Source organism: Actinoplanes oryzae (genome assembly GCF_030757795.1).
Lineage (GTDB): Bacteria > Actinomycetota > Actinomycetes > Mycobacteriales > Micromonosporaceae > Actinoplanes.
Window position 1 is genome coordinate 1 of the sequence record NZ_JAUQWH010000118.1, and the last position, 16,744, is coordinate 16,744.

The 16,744-nt window shown below is 74.7% G+C and carries 17 protein-coding genes; 7 read left to right on the forward strand and 10 right to left on the reverse strand.

All coding sequences use genetic code 11. The features are described from left to right. Positions 1 to 150: 150 nt before the first annotated feature. From RBH18_RS30380 to RBH18_RS30390, 3 genes are all read right to left on the reverse strand, one after another. Entirely contained in the window at positions 151 to 972 is an 822-nt protein-coding gene (locus RBH18_RS30380) for a class I SAM-dependent methyltransferase (RefSeq protein WP_306213887.1), read from the reverse strand. A 221-nt stretch (positions 973 to 1,193) separates the two neighbouring features. Beyond that, complete coding sequence (locus RBH18_RS30385) at positions 1,194 to 1,991, reverse strand: lysophospholipid acyltransferase family protein (protein ID WP_306213888.1); 798 nt, start codon at positions 1,989 to 1,991, stop codon at positions 1,194 to 1,196. Between the two features lie 308 nt (positions 1,992 to 2,299). Next, positions 2,300 to 3,010 carry a hypothetical protein gene (locus RBH18_RS30390; RefSeq protein ID WP_306213889.1) on the reverse strand — a complete coding sequence of 237 codons (711 nt, stop codon included), beginning with the start codon at positions 3,008 to 3,010 and terminating at the stop codon, positions 2,300 to 2,302. A 584-nt stretch (positions 3,011 to 3,594) separates the two neighbouring features. Here RBH18_RS30390 and RBH18_RS30395 point away from each other — a divergent pair. Further along, positions 3,595 to 4,548 carry a tyrosine-type recombinase/integrase gene (locus tag RBH18_RS30395; protein WP_306213890.1) on the forward strand — a complete coding sequence of 318 codons (954 nt, stop codon included), beginning with the start codon at positions 3,595 to 3,597 and terminating at the stop codon, positions 4,546 to 4,548. Here RBH18_RS30395 and RBH18_RS30400 read toward each other — a convergent pair. From RBH18_RS30400 to RBH18_RS30410, 3 genes are read right to left on the reverse strand one after another with little or no spacing between them, the layout of a single operon-like run. Next, entirely contained in the window at positions 4,545 to 5,366 is an 822-nt protein-coding gene (locus RBH18_RS30400) for an alpha/beta fold hydrolase (RefSeq protein WP_306213891.1), read from the reverse strand. The two genes, RBH18_RS30395 and RBH18_RS30400, sit on opposite strands and share 4 nt — an antisense overlap. A 43-nt stretch (positions 5,367 to 5,409) precedes the next feature. Next, positions 5,410 to 5,835 carry an organic hydroperoxide resistance protein gene (locus RBH18_RS30405; protein WP_306213892.1) on the reverse strand — a complete coding sequence of 142 codons (426 nt, stop codon included), beginning with the start codon at positions 5,833 to 5,835 and terminating at the stop codon, positions 5,410 to 5,412. Positions 5,836 to 5,854: 19 nt separating this feature from the next. Next, a complete protein-coding gene (locus tag RBH18_RS30410; protein ID WP_306213893.1) occupies positions 5,855 to 6,295 on the reverse strand; it encodes a MarR family winged helix-turn-helix transcriptional regulator in 441 nt (146 codons plus the stop codon). A gap of 84 nt (positions 6,296 to 6,379) precedes the next feature. Between RBH18_RS30410 and RBH18_RS30415 the strand changes: the two genes are divergently transcribed. After that, entirely contained in the window at positions 6,380 to 6,865 is a 486-nt protein-coding gene (locus RBH18_RS30415; RefSeq protein WP_306213915.1) for a GNAT family N-acetyltransferase, read from the forward strand. Here RBH18_RS30415 and RBH18_RS30420 read toward each other — a convergent pair. Next, positions 6,847 to 7,641, reverse strand: a complete 795-nt coding sequence (locus RBH18_RS30420) for an endonuclease/exonuclease/phosphatase family protein (protein ID WP_306213894.1) — start codon at positions 7,639 to 7,641, stop codon at positions 6,847 to 6,849. The genes RBH18_RS30415 and RBH18_RS30420 overlap by 19 nt on opposite strands. Positions 7,642 to 7,771: 130 nt before the next feature. On the opposite strand from RBH18_RS30420, the gene RBH18_RS30425 reads away from it, so the two are divergent. Further along, a complete protein-coding gene (locus RBH18_RS30425; RefSeq protein WP_306213895.1) occupies positions 7,772 to 8,242 on the forward strand; it encodes a heme-degrading domain-containing protein in 471 nt (156 codons plus the stop codon). Here RBH18_RS30425 and RBH18_RS30430 read toward each other — a convergent pair. Then, entirely contained in the window at positions 8,229 to 8,579 is a 351-nt protein-coding gene (locus RBH18_RS30430) for a DUF6204 family protein (RefSeq protein WP_306213896.1), read from the reverse strand. The genes RBH18_RS30425 and RBH18_RS30430 overlap by 14 nt on opposite strands. Before the next feature lie 61 nt (positions 8,580 to 8,640). Between RBH18_RS30430 and RBH18_RS30435 the strand changes: the two genes are divergently transcribed. After that, entirely contained in the window at positions 8,641 to 9,576 is a 936-nt protein-coding gene (locus tag RBH18_RS30435; protein ID WP_306213897.1) for an NAD(P)/FAD-dependent oxidoreductase, read from the forward strand. 3 nt (positions 9,577 to 9,579) lie between these two features. On the opposite strand, the gene RBH18_RS30440 is transcribed toward RBH18_RS30435, so the two are convergent. Both RBH18_RS30440 and RBH18_RS30445 read right to left on the reverse strand, forming a co-directional pair. Next, positions 9,580 to 10,158: a LuxR family transcriptional regulator gene (locus RBH18_RS30440; RefSeq protein ID WP_306213898.1), complete on the reverse strand. Its 579-nt coding sequence runs from the start codon at positions 10,156 to 10,158 to the stop codon at positions 9,580 to 9,582. Beyond that, entirely contained in the window at positions 10,155 to 12,629 is a 2,475-nt protein-coding gene (locus RBH18_RS30445) for a LuxR C-terminal-related transcriptional regulator (protein WP_306213899.1), read from the reverse strand. Before RBH18_RS30445 ends, RBH18_RS30440 begins: the two co-directional genes overlap by 4 nt. Positions 12,630 to 12,830: 201 nt before the next feature. On the opposite strand from RBH18_RS30445, the gene RBH18_RS30450 reads away from it, so the two are divergent. Genes RBH18_RS30450 through RBH18_RS30460 form a run of 3 tightly spaced genes read left to right on the forward strand, consistent with a single transcriptional unit; the run spans position 12,831 to position 16,740 of the window. Then, positions 12,831 to 14,327, forward strand: coding sequence for a dynamin family protein (locus tag RBH18_RS30450; protein WP_306213900.1), 1,497 nt, complete (start codon positions 12,831 to 12,833; stop codon positions 14,325 to 14,327). Next, positions 14,324 to 16,180 carry a dynamin family protein gene (locus RBH18_RS30455; protein WP_306213901.1) on the forward strand — a complete coding sequence of 619 codons (1,857 nt, stop codon included), beginning with the start codon at positions 14,324 to 14,326 and terminating at the stop codon, positions 16,178 to 16,180. Before RBH18_RS30450 ends, RBH18_RS30455 begins: the two co-directional genes overlap by 4 nt. Continuing rightward, positions 16,177 to 16,740 carry a hypothetical protein gene (locus RBH18_RS30460; protein ID WP_306213902.1) on the forward strand — a complete coding sequence of 188 codons (564 nt, stop codon included), beginning with the start codon at positions 16,177 to 16,179 and terminating at the stop codon, positions 16,738 to 16,740. The genes RBH18_RS30455 and RBH18_RS30460 overlap by 4 nt, the downstream gene beginning before the upstream one ends. The last annotated feature ends 4 nt before the right edge of the window (positions 16,741 to 16,744 follow it).

The following is a 16,744-nucleotide window of genomic DNA, read 5'->3' on the forward strand; positions in this document are numbered from 1 at the left end:
CAGCCCGGGCGCGCTCCCGGGCACTCGCTGCTGCGTACGGCTGATCCCGCCTAGCCGGCCCAGCTCGCGGTGCCGTTCGCCGCGGGTGGATGATGCTCGTGACCGCTGCGCATCAGCATGATCGGCTCTCGGGCGAGAGTGCGGCCGGGCTCAGGGTGCGCTGGGTGCCTGACCGATGGCGACGAAGTTCTGGCTCATCCCGAGGATCGATGGCTCGCTCTCGAGCAGTCGCAGCAGGTCGAGAACCCGCTTGCGCTGCTCGGGTTCGTTCAGCCGCTCGGGGAGTTGCGGCAACAGCTTGACGCTGCCGGTCGCGCCGACAAGCGCGCGCATCTCCAGTCCGGCCTCCTGCACTTCCGCAGCGAACTCCTCAGGCCGGTGGAAGTAGGACGTGGTGAACTGAGCCGGGTCGCCACCAGGATTGCGGTACTGCCCGTCGGCGAGGAACGTGCTGGTCCTGTCGAATTCGTCGCGCTCGACCGGCGTGCCCAGGGCGACGTCCTCGAAGAGCGGGTAGAACCGGGACAGCGCCTTCGCCAGGACCACACCGCCCGGCCGAAGAACCCGCCGCGCCTCCCGCAGCGCCTTGATCCGATCGTCCCTGCCTGTCAGGTGGTAGAGCGGCCCGAGGAGCAGGACGGCATCCGCCGAGGCATCTTCGGCGTCCAGCGCCCGCGCGTCTCCGACAGCCGTCCTGGCCAACGGGGCGGACGCAGCGCGGGAAGCGGCCTCGGCCTGTTCCACGTGCAGCGGCACCGGGTCGATCAGGTGCACCTCGTATCCGGCCGCGGCGAGCGGGAGCGCATAGACGCCGGCTCCGCCGCCTACATCCAGCACTCGTGCAGGCGCCGTGGGCAGATGCCGCTCCAGCAGGTCCCAGATCCGCAGGAACTCGATCCGCCGCTGATCGGCACTCAATCGCCCTTGTTCCAGCCCATGCTCGTAATACGCCAGGATCTCGGGATCCATCATGCCGGCAGACTGTAGCCGGAAAGGCTGACGTTCCGACGGTTCGACAACGCGGACGCCTGGCACCCCGCCGACATCGCCCAGCACCGCGCCCCGCGAGCAGCCCAGCCTACGGGCGTCCAAGGGTCGAGCCCCGGGGACGGTGTCGCCGGTGCGTATGCCCCTGACCACGCGGGCAGTCCGTGGGGTGGCCCCGACCACGGGCGGCCCATGAGGGGCTTCGACTACGGACAGACCGTGGGGGAGGGGCGCCGGACCCGGGACATGTCCACCGGGCGCGTCCCGTCCACGAACCGGGGCAGCTCCAGCTCCCCGCCCCGCAACGGCACCAGCACATCCGTCATCGCCTGCACGATCCGATCCGTCGCCCGCATCGCCCGCGCGCCCGCCGACCCCTCCAGCCCCGACAAGTCCACCGGCTGCCCAAACCGCACCTGCACCACCGGCCGCCGCCACATCGCCCGCAGCACCGACCGCACCAACCGGCGCGGCGAGTCATAGGGCAGCACCGCATGCGCACCCCACTGCGCCACCGGCACCACCACGGCACCCGACAACGCCGCCATCCGCGCCACCCCGGTCTTGCCCCGCTCCGGCCACATCCACGGATCCAGCCCGATGCGCCCCTCCGGATAGACCAGCACCATCGCCCCGCCCCGCAACGCCTCGACGGCCGCCGGCAACGCCTCCGCCACCCGCGCCGTGTGCCGATCCACCCGCAGATGCCCCGACGCCCGCATCGCCCAGCCCACCACCGGCGCATCGAACAACCCCGCCGTCGCCATGAACCGCGGCGCGATCCCCGCCCTGCTGCACGCCGCGGTCATCACGATCGGATCCACCGGGCTCACATGGTTGGCCGCCAGAATCACCGGCCCACCGCGCAGCTCCACCGGCACCGCCCCCGACACCCGCACCCGGCAGATCAACGGCACGATCACCCGGGACAAGCGCAGCAGCCACCGCCACACCACCGGCACCCGCCACCGCGTGCCCCCAGGGGTGCCCACCAGCGTCTCCATCGGCCCGCCCGTCTCTCTCCGGACCCGCCATGATGACACGCCCGATCATGAGCACCCCGGCTCACGCCCACCGAGCACCACCCCCGTGCCACCAGGACAAGCCGACGGCGCTCCCGCCGGCCCCACAGCGCGCCCACGCCGGACGCGGCGGGAAACGACACGCCACACGGGCCGGACGCCACCCACCGGCGAGCGACGCGCCACGCGCACCGGGGTACGCGGAGCGGCCGGGCCGGGGGCCGGGTCGTCGACCGGGTCGGCCCGCACGGCCGACCACCGGCAACCCACGCCACAGCGGGGGAGAACCGTCAACCCGCGTCGCGCAACTCCTGCAACCGCGCCTCGATCTCGGCCAGCTCCGCCCGCAACTTCTCCGCCTGCTGCTCCGCCTCCGCCCGCTCCGCCGCCACGATCTGCTCCACGGCCTCCTGCACCCCGGGCACATCCACCAGCGCCACCATGCGCATCGCCTCGGCCGGCCGGATCACATACGGCTTCGCCAGCGCCTTCGACCCCTGATTCGCCGCCACCGTCCACTCACCGTCGGTGTAAGCCAGCGTCACCGTCAGCCCCGGCGGTGGCTTCGGCTTCGCCGCCTTGCTCACGGCCTTACGCGGTGCCGGAGCCACCGCCTTGCGCTCCGCCTCACCCTCCGGCACACCCTTGTCCGCAGCCGGAGCCGCCTTCACAGGGGGAGGGGAGTCCAGCACGAACTCCGGCTCCACCCGCGCCGGCACCTCGGGCACCGGGGGAGCAGCCACCTTCTTCACCCCACCCTTCGGCGGCACCCGCAGATCGGCCGGCGCGAACGGCAACTCGTCCTTGCCGAAGCGCACCACCACCCACTCGTCCGACTCCGCCGGATCCGTCAGCCCTACCACCTGGCCGACCTGACCCGCGATCTGACCCGCCGCCTCGGTGAACATCACCCGCGGCTTGCGCCCGGCCGCCAGCTGCTCCCGGATCGCCTCCAGCTCCTCGACGCCCAGACCCCGCACCTCTGTGCCCGCCGCTGCCATCTCCACCCCTCTCGAACACGTGTTCCAACGCCGTCAGTTCTACCAGCAGCCCCCGACAAAACCGCTCCGACCCACCGGCGCAGCGCCCGACGACCCGACCGAGATCCTGCCGTAGACCCCGCCGCTCGCATCGATCAGACCCCTCAAGGCTCAGGCGCCGAAGCAGTGTCGCCGGCGCAGGAGGTGCGGCGAGCAGCGCGGACCCGGCCGGGTCGAGCGTGGCCCGGAACACGCCCGATTCCGCAGCGTCCCTATCTGGTCGATAATTGACATTATGTCAACCTGAGCGCGAGGAGGCCGCAGAAACGGCCCCCCCGGAGGGCGCTGCCAACGCGCTCTGGCACCGAAGCAGCGAACTGCCAAGATCACAAAGATTGGCAGCCCGCGCCCGCAGCCTGCTTCTGGGCCGAACGGCAACCACGCGACAAAGGCGGCAGAGAAGGCAGCGCATGCGCGAACGCGTGCCGGCGCGTGCTGGCGGGTGGCGGCGGGTCGGAAGCGGCAAGGAAGCCACGCGAAGTGCCGGCGATCCCCGACCCGGAGGCCCCTCCCGAGACCCGGACAAATGCTGCATAATATCCCTTATGCATGACAAAAGCGATGTCCGCGAGCTGGTCGACGAGTTCCTCGCCGCCCGGGCGGTGCGCAAGCCGTCCGAGCACACCCTCATGGCGTACCGCAGGGATCTGCAGGCGGTGCTCTCCCAGCTCGACCCGGACGGCGTCGTCACGCTGGACGACCTCTCCCCCCGCGCGCTGCGGGCGGCTTTCGCCGGATTTGCGGCGGGCCGGGCCCCCTCCTCCGTGTCGCGGGCGTGGTCGAGCTGGAACTCGTTCTTCGGGTTCCTGGTGACCGAGGGCATCGTGGCGGGCAATCCGATGCCGGCGGTGGGCAAGCCGCGTTTCGTGCAGCCCTCCCCCAAGCCGTTGCGCGGTGAGGACACTCCGGAGCAGCTGCTGGAGGCGGTGAACCGGGCGGACGAGCGGCAGCGTGACCCGTGGCCGGAGCGTGATGTGGCGGTGCTGGCGCTGGCGTTGTGTGCGGGTCTGCGGTTGTCGGAGATGCTGGCGCTGCGGGCGGGTTCGGTGCTGGGGCGTGCGGGTGAGCGGCGGCTGGAGGTGGCGGGCAAGGGTGGGCGGCCGCGGTCGGTGCCGGTGGAGCCGGAGCTGGATGCGGTGGTGGAGCGGTATGTGCAGTCGCGGCGGGTGCGGTTCGGGCGCGTACGCCCGGATGACGCGTTGCTGGTGGATCGCCGGGGTGCTCCCCTGCGCCGGGGTGGGCTGCAGTATCTGGTGCAGTCGTGTTATCGGCGTGCGGAGGTCAGTGATCGGGTGCCGCGGGGTGCGCAGTTGCATGCGTTGCGGCATACGTTCGCGACGCGGTTGGCGGAGGACGGGGCGAACGCGTCGGAGATCATGCGGTTGCTGGGGCATGCGTCGTTGTCGACGTCGCAGGGCTACATCGAGGTGACGGCGGCGCAGCAGCGCGCGGCTGTACAGGCGAACCGTACGAACCGCGCGCTGGGGAGGTTGGTCTAGTTGTTGAGGAAGGCGAGGAGTGCCTCGTTGAACTCGACGGGGTGGCTGGCGTTGATGCCGTGGGGGCCGTCTTTGATGACGACGAGCCGGGCGCCGGGGATGGTGTCGGCGGTGCGCTTGCCGCTGTTCTCGAAGGGGACGATGGCGTCGCTGTCGCCGTGGATGACCAGGGTGGGGATGGTGATCTTCTGCAGGTCGCCGCGGAAGTCGGTGAGGCCGAAGGCGGCGACGCAGTCGAGGGTGCCCTTGGGGCTGGCGAGGTGGGCGAGTTCCTGGGCGTAGCGGACCTGGGAGTCGCTGACCTTGGAGGTGCGGCCGGCTTTGAAGAAGTTCTCGGCGAAGCCGTCGACGAAGGCGATGCGGTCGGCGGTGATGCCTTCCTGGAACTGTTTGATGGTGGCGTCGTCGAGGGCGCCGTCGGGGTTGTCGTCGCTCTTGTAGAGGTAGGGCGGGACGGCGGCGGCGAAGACGGCGCGGCGGACGCGGTCGGTGCCGTAGGTGCTGAGGTAGCGGGCTACCTCTCCCCCGCCCATGGAGAAGCCGACGAGGGTGACGCCGGTGAGGTCGAGGTGTTTGAGCAGGGCGTCGAGGTCGGCGGCGAAGGTGTCGTAGTCGTAGCCGTCCCAGGGCTGGCTGCTCTTGCCGAAGCCGCGGCGGTCGTAGGTGATGACGCGTTTGCCGTCGGCGATGAGGGCGGGGACCTGGTTTTCCCAGCTGCGGCCGGACAGGGGCCAGCCGTGGATGAGGACGACGGGGTCGCCGGTGCCGAAGTCTTCGTAGTGGAGTTCGACGTCGCTGGTGGTGCTCACGTATGGCATGGGTGTTCCTTTCCCGGGTCTGATCTGGGGAAACGGTGGGTGATCAGGCGAGGGTGAGGGTGACGTCGACGTTGCCGCGGGTGGCGTTGCTGTAGGGGCAGACCTGGTGGGCGGCCTCGAGCAGTTCGTGGGCGGTGGTCTCGTCGACGCTGGGGAGTTCGGCTTCGATGGTGACGACGAGGCCGAAGCCGCCCTGGCCGTTGTCGCCGATGCCGACGTCGACGGTGATGGCGGTGTCGGTGAGCTGGATCTTGCGCTTGCCGGCGACGAGCTTGAGGGCGCCGTGGAAGCAGGCGGCGTAGCCGGCGGCGAAGAGTTGCTCGGGGTTGGTGTGGGCGCCGCCGGGGCCGCCCATCTCCTTGGGGACGGACAGGTCGAGGTCGAGGACGCCGTCGCTGCTGCGGGTGTGTCCGGAGCGGCCGTCGCCGGTGGCGGTGGCGGAGGCGGTGTAGGCGGGCTGGACGGTCATGGTGGGTCTCCTGGGTGTGTCAGCTGATGGTGCTGGTGGTGGCGCTGCTGCGGAGTTTGCCGAGCAGGGTGCTGAGGGTGGTGAATTCCTCGGTGGTGAGGTCGAGGGCGCAGCCGAGGCGGGTGGGCAGGTCGGCGAGGCGGTCGTGCAGGAGCTGGCCTTTGGGGCTGAGTTGGGTCCAGACCTTGCGCTGGTCGCTTTCGCCGCGGCCGCGCAGGGTGAGGCCGCGTTGGTCGAGGCGGCGCAGCAGGGGTGAGAGGGTGCCGCTGTCGAGGCCGAGGACGCGGCCGAGTTCGCCGACGGTGAGGGTGCCGCGGTCGTTGATGACGCGCAGGGCGAGGAATTGGGGGTAGGTGAGGTCTTCGGCGTCGAGGGCCGGCCGGTAGAGGGCTGTCATGGCTCTGGAGGCGGCGTAGAGCTCGAAGCAGATCATGCCTTCGAGGCCGGTGGTCTCTCCCATGCCGAGAACGGTAGTGCACAACTTTGTTGTGCGCAATTAAGTTGCGCGCAATGTGGTTGCGGGCACATCTAGGATCTTGGCGTGATGAGTTTCGTGGTGTTGCCGGTCCCGGCGATGCGGGCGATGATCGCCGGCGACCTGGCCAGGGCGAGCGCGGCGGCAGGCCATCCCCTGTCCCCGTGGCTGATGACCGAGAGCTGGCTGTGGGAGATCCGCGCCGAGCAGGTGGAGCAGGATCCCGCGGCCGGCGAGTGGGTGGCGCGGGCGGCGGTCAGCGACGGGCAGGTGGTCGGGCACGCCGGCTTTCACGGCCCGCCGGACGCCGACGGGCGCGTGGAGGTGGGCTACACGACCGATCCGGCGTTCCGGCGCCGCGGGCTGGCCCGGCAGATGCTGGCGCAGCTGATCGGCCGGGCGCAGGCTGATCCCCGCGTACGGGTGGTGCGCGCGAGCATCTCCCCCGCCAACGCCGCGTCCCTGGCGACCGTCGCGCCCTTCGGCTTCGAGCGCGTCGGCGAGCAGTGGGACGAGGAGGACGGGCTGGAGGAGCTCTACGAGTTGAGGGTGTGAGGCTGGCCGAGGTGCACGACCAGGGGGCGGTGGTCGGAGACGTCGACGGCCGGGGTGCGTACCTGCAGGACGGTGCCCAGGGTGTCGCCGCCGCGCGGGTCGGCGAGGATGTGGTCGAGCTGGGCCTTGGGTGCCGGGCTGGGGTAGGTGGGGCTGGCCTTGGCCAGGGCCCGCCAGCCGGTGAAGGCGCGTACGGGTCCGACGGGCATGTTGAGGTCGCCGAGCAGCACGCGCGGGGCGGGCAGCGCTCGCAGGGCGCGGACGGCGTGGCGCAGCTGGCGGATGTTCCAGCCGGGGACGAACGACAGGTGGGTGTTGGCGACGGTCATGGGCCCGGCCGGGGAGTCGACGACGGCGGCGATCATGACGCGGGGCTCGTCCTTGAGCAGCAGCAGCTTGCGGTCGGGGACCCAGACGGGCGAGCGGATCGGGGCGCCGGGCAGCTGGGTGATCTGCCAGCGCAGCACGGGCCAGCGGCTGACCAGGGCGATGCCGTAGAGCGGGTTGATGTTGTCGTCGTCGGAGTGCCAGGGTTTCCAGGTCTCCCCCGGCGTGCCGACGACGGCGGCGGCGAAGCGGTGGGCGGGGGCGCCCAGGGCGTCGGCGGCGATGGCGGTCAGGTCGAGCAGGCCGCTGCGGGGCTGGGCGCGGTCGACCTCCTGCAGCCCGAGGACGTCCGCGTCGAGGTCGGCGACGGCGGCGGCGATACGCTCGGCGTGGACGACGCCGTCGGACAGCGAGCGGCCGTGCAGGAGATTGAAGGTACCCAGGCGCACGGCAATGACCTTAGCGCCGCGACGGAGGGAGGGCTCGTGTTCAAGGCCGTGTGCTGTCTGCTGAGCGTGTTGACGATGATCGGTGCCGCGGGGATCTGGCTGCGGCGCCGGCGTGGTCTATAAAGTTCTCATGACTGAAGATGATCTCATCGCGCGGCTCGAGGAGCAGGAGCGGCGGCTGACGTTCCGCCGGTTCGACAACGCGGACGCCTGGCACCTGGGCAGCCTGCTGGTGGATCTGGCCACGGGCCGGGACCTGGCGATCGCGGTAGACATCCGGCGCGGCACGCAGCAGTTGTTCCACGCGGCGCTGCCGGGCAGCACCGCCGACAACGATCACTGGATCGCGCGCAAGGTGCGGGTGGTGGAGCGGTTCGCGGCGTCGTCGTACCTGGTGGGGCGGCGGCTGGCGGCCAAGGGTGATCAGCTGGACGCGAAGTTCGGGGTGGATCCGGCGGACTTCGCGGCGCACGGGGGCGCGTTCCCCGTACGGGTGGAGGGGGTCGGGGTCGTCGGTGTGGTGACCGTGTCGGGTCTGCCGCAGGCCGACGACCATGCCCTGGTGGTCGAGGCGATCGAGAGTTTCCTCAGCGAGGGGTGAGCCGGCGCCCGCGCGGGCCGAGGGGGACCTGGGACAGGTCGGTGGTCTGGGTGCTGAGGTTCTTGTACGCGTACCCGCGCGTCTCGAGCCAGGTCACGGCGGCGGCGGACGCGGCCGCGGTGACGGCCGGGATGTCCTCCTCGCTCGCGGCGGTCGCGGCGTAGCGGAAGGTGAAGAACGGCCGGGCCGCGATGTCGTAGGTGATCGTGCCCTCGGTGGTGAACGCGGCGTCGGTCACCTGGTGCTGGTCGGCGTCGGCGAGCAGGGCGGCGCGTTGCCCGGCGGTCAGGGCGTCGAAGGCGCCTTTGACGGTGACTCGGATCGTGCGGGAGCTCATGGTGGCTCAGGCTAGGGGTCGCGGGGTCATGGCGGCCACCGATTTGCGGCACAGTGGGCGCGTGGAGGTCACTGTGGTGGGTGCGGGCATCGTGGGCTGCGCCGTGGCGTACGAGCTGGGGCGGGCGGGGGCGGCGGTCACGGTGCTGGAGCGCTCGTCGCCGGGTTCGGGGGTGACGGCTCAGTCGTTCGCGTGGATCGGTGGCCCGCGTGAGGGTGATCCGCCGGATGCGAGTACGCCGCTGCGCCGGCAGGTGCTGCCCGGCTGGCGGCGCTGGGAGCGGGACGTGCCGGGTGTGCGGGTGCGCTGGCACGGCGCGCTGACGTGGGGCGGGCCGTTGCGGGGTGAGGTGATCGGCGCCGCGCGGGTCCGTGCCTTGGAGCCGCGGCTGCGGGACGTTCCCGGGCGGGCGGTGCATCTGGCGGATCATGGCAGTGTCGACCCGGTGGCGGTGACCCGGGCGCTGCTGCGGGCCTCGGGTGCCCGGGTGCACGAGCGGACGGCGGTGTCTTCTCTTCCCGCGGCGGACATGGTGGTGCTGGCGGCCGGGGTGGACACGGCGCGGCTGTGCGCGCCGCTGGGGATCGATCTGCCGGTGCGGCCGTCGCCGGCGGTGCTGATGCGCTTCGCCGCGCCGCCCGGCCTGGTGCGCACGCTGGTGGACTCCCCCGGGCTGGAGGTGCGTCAGGCCGCCGACGGCACGCTGCTGGTGCCCACCGCGGTGGGTGCGGACGCCGAGCAGGTGCGCCGCCGGCTGGTCGCGGCCTTCGGCACCGAGGACGTACGCCTGCTGAGCGCGCGTGTCGGGGTGCGGCCGATGCCGGTCGACGGGCTGCCGCTGATCGGTCCCGTGGCGCCGGGCGTGTACGTGGCCGTGATGCACTCGGCGATCACGCTGGCCCCGGCGGCCGCCGGGCTGATCGCCGCCGAGATCGTGCACGGCGCTCAGGCGCCCGAGCTGGCGGCGTTACGGCCCGGGCGCGCGCCGGTGGTGTGAGGGTCAGGAGGTGCCGCTGGTGGGCAGGCTGCCCGGGCCGCGCTGGCGCAGGTAGGCCAGCACGGCCTCGCGGGTGGTGCGGACCCCGAACAGGGCGCGGGCCTCGGCGATGCGCCGGTTGGCGGTGCGCAGCGACAGGAACTCGGCGGCCGCGGCGGCGGCGATGGTGTCGCCGGCGGCGAGCCGGTCGAGCAGGGCGCGCTGCTCGGCGACCAGCTGCACGACCGGGGCGTCGCCGTCGGCGAGCGCGGCCGGGGCGGGCACGGGTGCGGCGGCGCCGGTCTGCACGGGCCCGAGCCGGCTCAGGTCGTCGACCAGGGCCCGGCCGACGGGGGTGGTGGTGTCGCAGACGGCGACGATGCCGGCGCCGCGGGCGGCGGCGAGCACGGCCAGCTGCAGGGTGTCGTGGTCGCCGATGCGCCCGTGCAGGACCAGGCGGTCGCCGCTGACGTCCCAGGCGGGGTCGGGCAGGGCGAAGCCCTCGCGCAGGCTCCAGCCGTCGCGGGCGTAGCGGCGCAGCACGGTGTCGGCGTCGGAGGTGGTGGCGACGACGTGGCGGGGGGCGTCAGTCTGTCGGTTCACCGGCGATCCTCACGGTCGGCTCGGGCGGCGGGGACCTCGGCGTCTCCGGGTGGGCGGTGCCGGCCCGGCGCGGCGGGGGCCGGGTCGAGCTGGGTGAGGGCCAGGGCGGCGGCTTCGGTGCGGGTGCGGGCCCCCAGTTTGCGCATGCCGGCGCGGATGTGGGTGTCGACCGTCTCGGTGGAGATGCCCAGCTGTCCGGCGATGCGGCGGGTGGGTTCGCCGGCGGCGACCAGGCGCAGCACGTCGAGCTCGCGGCGGGTGAGGCTGCTGCCGGAGCGGGGGCTGCGCCGGTCGCGGTGGATGTGGTGGCGGCGCAGCCCGCGGCGGGCGCGGCCGGCGAGCACGACCAGCCCGGCGGCGTCGGCGAGCTGCTCGGCGGCCAGCAGCGCGTCGACGGCGGCCGGCGCGTCGGCTTCGAGCAGCCCGGCGGCCAGCAGGCAGCGGATGCGTTCGCGCAGGACGCTGCCGTCCCAGGTGTCGGCGGCGGCGGTGAATCCGGTGCCGGTGGCCCAGGCGGTGAGGGTGCCGGCCGCGGGGGCCGGCAGGGCGGTGCCGGTCGCGGCGGGTGCGGGGATCCCGGCGTCGTGGGCGGCCCAGTACGAGGTGATCTCCCCGAGCCCGGCGAGCAGTCCCGCCGCGGCCGGTGCGGGGCTCGCGGCGGCCCGGTCGGGTTGCCCGTCGAGCCAGGCGGCCTCGCGGGCGACCCAGGCGGCGGCGGGATGGGTGGTGGTGCCCGCGAGCCGGGCGCGGGCGGCGGCGAGCAGCCCGGTGTCGGCCTCGGCCAGGGCGATCGCGGCCAGGGCGTAGCCGAGGGCGTCGTCGGGCAGGGTGCGGTCGGCCAGGTTGCCGCTGCGGCGCACGACGTCGTCGGGGGCCGAGGCGTGCAGCAGCTGCGCCCAGTCGGCCACGGCCAAGAAGCGGGTCTGCCAGCTGTACGCCAGGGCGTCGCCGGCCGCGGCGGCGGAGGTGCGCGCCACGGCGGCGGCCTCGGCCGGGCGGGCGTCGGCCAGCAGGTGCTCGACGAGCAGCCAGGCGCTCCACCGCCCGGTGAGCGGGTCGGCCCCGGCGGCTCCGGCGGCGGCCAGCGCGTCCTCCCAGCCGGGCACCCGGTGCGCGGCGCGCACGGCGGCCAGCGCGGCGGCCACCCCGGGCGGCGGGCTGCCGTGGCGGGCGGCGATCTTCTCCGCGGTGTCCAGCGCCGGGCCCGGGTCGGTGGCCAGGTCGGCGAGCAGCAGGATCCGGTCGCGGGCGGCGACGACCCCGGCGGCGGCCGCGTCGGGCACCGGGCGCACCGCGTCGCGGGCGGCGGCCGGGTCACCGGCCTGCAGCAGGGCCTCGCCGCGCAGCACGTCGGCCTCGACGCCCAGCGGGGTGGCGGTGCTCAGGACCCGGGCGGCGGCGTGCGGGCGGCCGGCGGCCAGCAGCGCGTCGGCGGCGGCCAGGCGCACCCGCGGGTCGGGCCGCACGCCGGGCAGCTCGCAGGCGAACAGCAGCAGCTCACCGCGGTCGGCGCCGCCGGTGCGGTCGGCGGCGGCCAACGCGGCCCGGTAGGCGCCCTCGGCGTCGCCGGCGGCGGCCAGGTGCCGGGCGGCCTCGAAGCCGGTGGTCAGGGTGGCGAGGGCCTTGTGCAGCTCGAGGCGGGAGTCGCCGTCGAGCAGCCCGGCGGCGGTCTCGGCGACGTAGGCCGACACGGGCACCAGGCCGTCGCCGGCGTCGGCTACCAGGCCGGCCTCGCGCAGCGCGGCCGCGCCGGGGCCGAGCAGCCGCTCGGGGGCGGGCCGGCCGAGCAGCCCGAGCGCGGCCAGGGCGGTGCGGGCCGGGCGTGGCAGGTCGGCCAGGGCGGTCGCGATCGCGTAGGCCACCTGGTCGATGTCGCCGGCCGGGGCGGCGCCGCGGCCGGTGCCGGCCTCGCGGGCCAGGGCGACCACGGCCAGGGGGTTGCCGCCGGCGCGGGCGGTGACCGCGGCCAGCTCGGCGTCGCTGAGGTGCGCGGCGGTGCGCCGGGCCAGGGCCAGGACCTCGTCGGCGGTCAGCGGCGGCACGTCGAGCCAGGCGGTGGCCGCCGCGCGCAGCGCCCGCTCGGTGGCCTCGCCGAGCCGGTGCGGGGTGCGCAGGGCGGCGACGACGCGGATGTGGGCGGCCAGGTGCGGCAGGGCGGCCAGGGTGGCCGGGTCGGTGTGCTGCAGGTCGTCGAGCACCAGCAGGCCGCCGCGCACCCGCGAGCGCACGGCCTCGGCCAGCAGCGGCACGTCGTGGGCGGGCAGGCGGGCCTTGACCGCGCGCGACAGGGCCAGGGCGGGCACGGTGGCGAGCATGGCCAGCCCGCCGCCGGTGAACACCGGCCCGGCGGCGGTGCCGGCGACGGCGTGCAGCAGGGTGCTGCGCCCGGCGCCGGGCGCGCCGGTGAGCACGACGAGCCCGGGTCGGCGCAGGTGTGCCGCTGCCAGACCGGCCAGGTCCCGCTGTGCCACGCACGCCCCCATTCCGCTGCAGCCCCCAGCGCAGCGTTCGGCTCTGGCACGAACACGGGAGTCGCGCGTGCATCCCGGTCCGTAGTCTGTGGTGCGGCAGGCGATCCGGTCTGCCCGCGAACGGGAAGTGGGGTCGCCCTTGTCCGGTACGACGGCCGCAGTGGACACATTCTCGCTGAATGTGTGCTCGGCTGACGAGTCATGACCGTGGGTCCCCTGACCGCCCGGGTCGCGACGCTCTGTGACGACGCCCTCGCCCGGGTCGGTCCGCAGGCCGGTGAACAGGTGCGATACGTGCATCGGCGGTTGTCGGAGCCGTTGCGGGTGGCCGTCGCCGGGCGGCTGAAAGCCGGAAAGTCGACACTCGTCAACGCGTTGATAGGCCGGCGGGTGGCCCCCACGGCCGCCGGGGAGTGCACCCGGATCGTCACGCGGTTCCGCTACGGCAGCGCCGACCGGGTCGACGTGGTGCTGCGCGACGGCACCCGCACCAGCCTGCCGCTGGGCGAGGACGGCATGCTGCCGCAGCGCCTCGGGGTGCCCGGCTCCCGGGTGGCGTACCTGGACGTGTCGCTGACCAGCGAGCAGCTGCGCGAGCTGACCGTGGTGGACACGCCGGGGCTGTCCTCGGCCGACGAGCAGGTGTCGGCGCGCGCGTCCGCCGCGATCGCGCACAGCCCGTTCGGCGCCGACATCGACGCCGACTCCTTCGCCGAGGTCGCCGCCGCCGAGGCCGTGGTCTACGTGTTCACCCAGGCGGTGCGCGCCGACGACGTGCGGGCGCTGGACGCGTTCCGGCAGGCCTCGGCCCGGCTGGCGTCGAGCCCGATCAACGCGCTGGGGGTGTTCGGCAAGGTCGACACGCTGGTCGGCGGCGCGGACGACCCGTGGCCGGTGGCCGGGCCCCTCGCCGACGAGCAGGCGCGGCTGCTGGCCCGTACCGTGTCGGAGGTGGTGCCCGTGGTCGGCCTGCTGGCCGAGACCGCCCAGACCGGCCGGCTGAGCGCCGCCGACCTCGCCGCGCTGCGCGAGCTCGCCGGGCTCGACGCCGCGCAGCTGCGGGTGCTGCTGGCCTCGGTCGACCTGTTCCGCTCCCGGCCCGCCCCGGTCGGCGCGGCGCAGCGCGAGCGGCTGCTGAGCCTGCTCGACCTCTACGGCATCGGCTACTGCCTGGCGCAGCTGGCCGCCGAGCCCGGCCTGTCCGGCGGGGAGCTGATGCGCCGGCTGGTCGCGGCCGCCGGGTTCCCGCGCCTGCAGGCCACCGTGCGTGACGTGCTGCGCTGGCGCGCCGACGCGATCAAGGCCGGCTGGGCGCTCGCCCGGCTGGAACGCCTCGCCGGGCACACCGGTGACCGCCGCGACCGCGACGAGCTGCGCGACCTGGTCGAGCGGCTGCTGCGCGAGCCCGCCTACCACCGGCTGCGCCTGCTGGAGGCCGCGCAGCGCGTGGCCACCGGCAAGGTGCGCCTGCCCGAGCAGTGGGAGACCGAGCTGATGCGCCTGGCCACCTCCGACGACGCCCGCTGGATCCTGCGCCTGCCCCAGGCGGGCCCCGCCGAGCTGCACGCCGCCGCCGTCGAGGCCGCCAACCGGTGGCGGGTCTACGCCGTCGCCGGGGCCGGGCCCGCCCAGTCCCGCGTCGCGCAGGTCGCCCAGCGCGGGTTCCACCTGCTCGCCCGGCAGGAGGCCGGCCGGTGAGCGCCCCCCGCGACCTGCAGGGCGCCCTGGAACGCACGGTCGCCGACGCCCTGGCCTTCGTGCGCACCGCCGACCCCGACGCCGGCGCCGAGCTGGCCGAGCTGCGCCGCCGCCGGCTGACCCGCCCGTCGGTCGTGGTCGTCGGCGAGACCAAGCGCGGCAAGAGCAGCCTGGTCAACGCGCTGCTCGGGGTGCCCGGCCTGTCCCCGGTCGACGCGGCCGTGGCCACCGCCACCTACCTGCACTTCTCCCCCGGGCCCGCGCTCGCCGCCCAGGCGTTCGTGCCCGGCGCGGACACCCCGCTCGAGCTGGACCCGCGGCAGCTGGACGCGTGGGCCACCGGCCGGGCGGTGCTGCCCGGCGCCGAGCGCGGCCCGCGCCGCATCGAGATCACCCACCCCGCACCCCTGCTGCAGTACGTCACCCTGCTCGACACCCCCGGCGTCGGCGGCCTGGACCCGGCGCACACCGCCGTCGCCCTCGACGCCGTCGAGCGCGCCACCGCCCTGCTGTTCGTGGCCGACGCCTCGGCGCCGCTGTCACAGCCGGAGCTGCAGTTCCTGGCCCGCGCAGGCGAACGCGTCGACCTGGTCGTGTTCGCCCTGAGCAAGGTCGACGGCTACCCGGGGTGGCGGCGCATCGCCGAGGACAACCGGGCCCTGCTGCGCGCCCACGCCCCCCGCTTCGCCGCGGCGCCCTGGTTCCCGGTGTCGGCCCGCCTCGCCGAGCAGGCCCTGGCCCTGGGCGCCGCCGAGCAGGCGCCGCTGGTGGAGGCCTCGCACATCGCCGCCCTGCAGCACGCCCTGGTCGAGCTCGCCGGGCACGGCCACCAGCTGCAGCTGGCCAACGTGCTGCGCGCCGCCCGCGCCGAGCTGGACCGGCTCGAGCAGGCCGCCCGCTCGCGGGCCGAGGCCGCCGAGGCCGACCCGGCCGGCACCGCCCGCGCCCGCGCCGAGCGCAGCGCGCTGGCCGCCCGCAAACGCACCGAGTCCCGGCAGTGGGCGCTGCTGCTCAACACCGAGACCCAGCGCGCCCGCGTCGAGGCGGTCGGGCAGCTACGCACCCGCGTCAGCGCCCTGCAGCAGGACTTCGCCGAGCGCATCGAGGCCCGGCGCGGCGCGCGGCTGGCCGCCCTGCCCGACGAGCTGGACACCGAGCTGCACGCCCTGGCCGTGACCCTGTCGCAGGACCTGCGCGACACGTTCCGCCAGATCGGCGAGCGGGTCCTGGCCCAGGTGTTCGACGCCGGCGAGCTCGACGGGCTGCTCACCCGCCTCAACGCCACCCTGCGGCACAGCCTGGACACCCGCGCGCCGCGCGACGGCTCCGGCGACAACATGCTCATCGCCCTGTCCGCCGGCGGGATCGCCGTCATGGCCGGGCGCGGGGTGCTGTTCGGCGCCTCGGTCGCCGGGGTCGGCGGCGCCGTGGCCGGCGGGCTGCTCGTCCCCGTCGCCGGGCTCGGCCTCGGCCTGGCCGCCGGCGGCTACGTGCTGTACCGCCGGCGGGTGCAGACCGACCGCCAGCAGGCCCGCACCTGGCTGCGCGACGTGCTCGCCGAGGCCCGCGCCGCGCTGACCGACGAGATCTCGTTCCGCTTCACCGACCTGCAGTACGCCTTGGGCGTGGCCGTCGACGACGCGGTCGAGCGACGCCTGCGCGACCTGGACGCGCACATCGCCGAGATCGACGCGGCCGCCGCCACCGACGCCGCCGGCCGGCAGAAGCGCCGCGCCGCGGCCGCCGCCGAACTGCAGCGCATCCGCGACAAGGCCCGGCAGGCCGACGACGTCCTGGCCCGGGCCCGCGCCCTGGCGCCCGCGTCCGCACCGATCCCCGAGGAGACCCGATGAGCGACGAGCACGGCTGGGCGCACTTCGACCACGACCCCGGCGACGGCGACGGCGACGGCGGGTTCGAGCACCCCGGCGACCCCCAGCTGCCCGCCGACGACGATCCTGGCCACCACGACCTGGCCTACGACGACCCGGAGCCGCCGGACCACGACCTCACGCCGGTGGAGCACCACGACGAGAGCGCCGCATGGGACGAGCCGGCCCCCGAGCCGGAGATCCACCACGACATCGTCGACGTCACCGGCGCGCACACCCTCGGCCCGGTCGGCGCCGACCCCGACGCGGTCGCCGAGCCCGGCCTGCCCGACCCGGTGTTCCCGCCGCAGGTCGACGTCGGCGCGCTGCCCGAGCCCGTCGACGGATGGCCGTGGATCGACACCGGCAGCCTCGGCACGGTCACGCCCATCGACGCCGCCCCGGCCCCGGTCAGCGCCCACGACCTGGCCGCGTACGCCGCCGAGGAGCTGCCCCCGGCCGCCGACCCCTGGGCCGCGCTCGCCGGCTCCGAGGACCCGGCCGCCTCCGCCCTGGCCCGCTGGTGGCACCCCGAGGCCTGAGTGG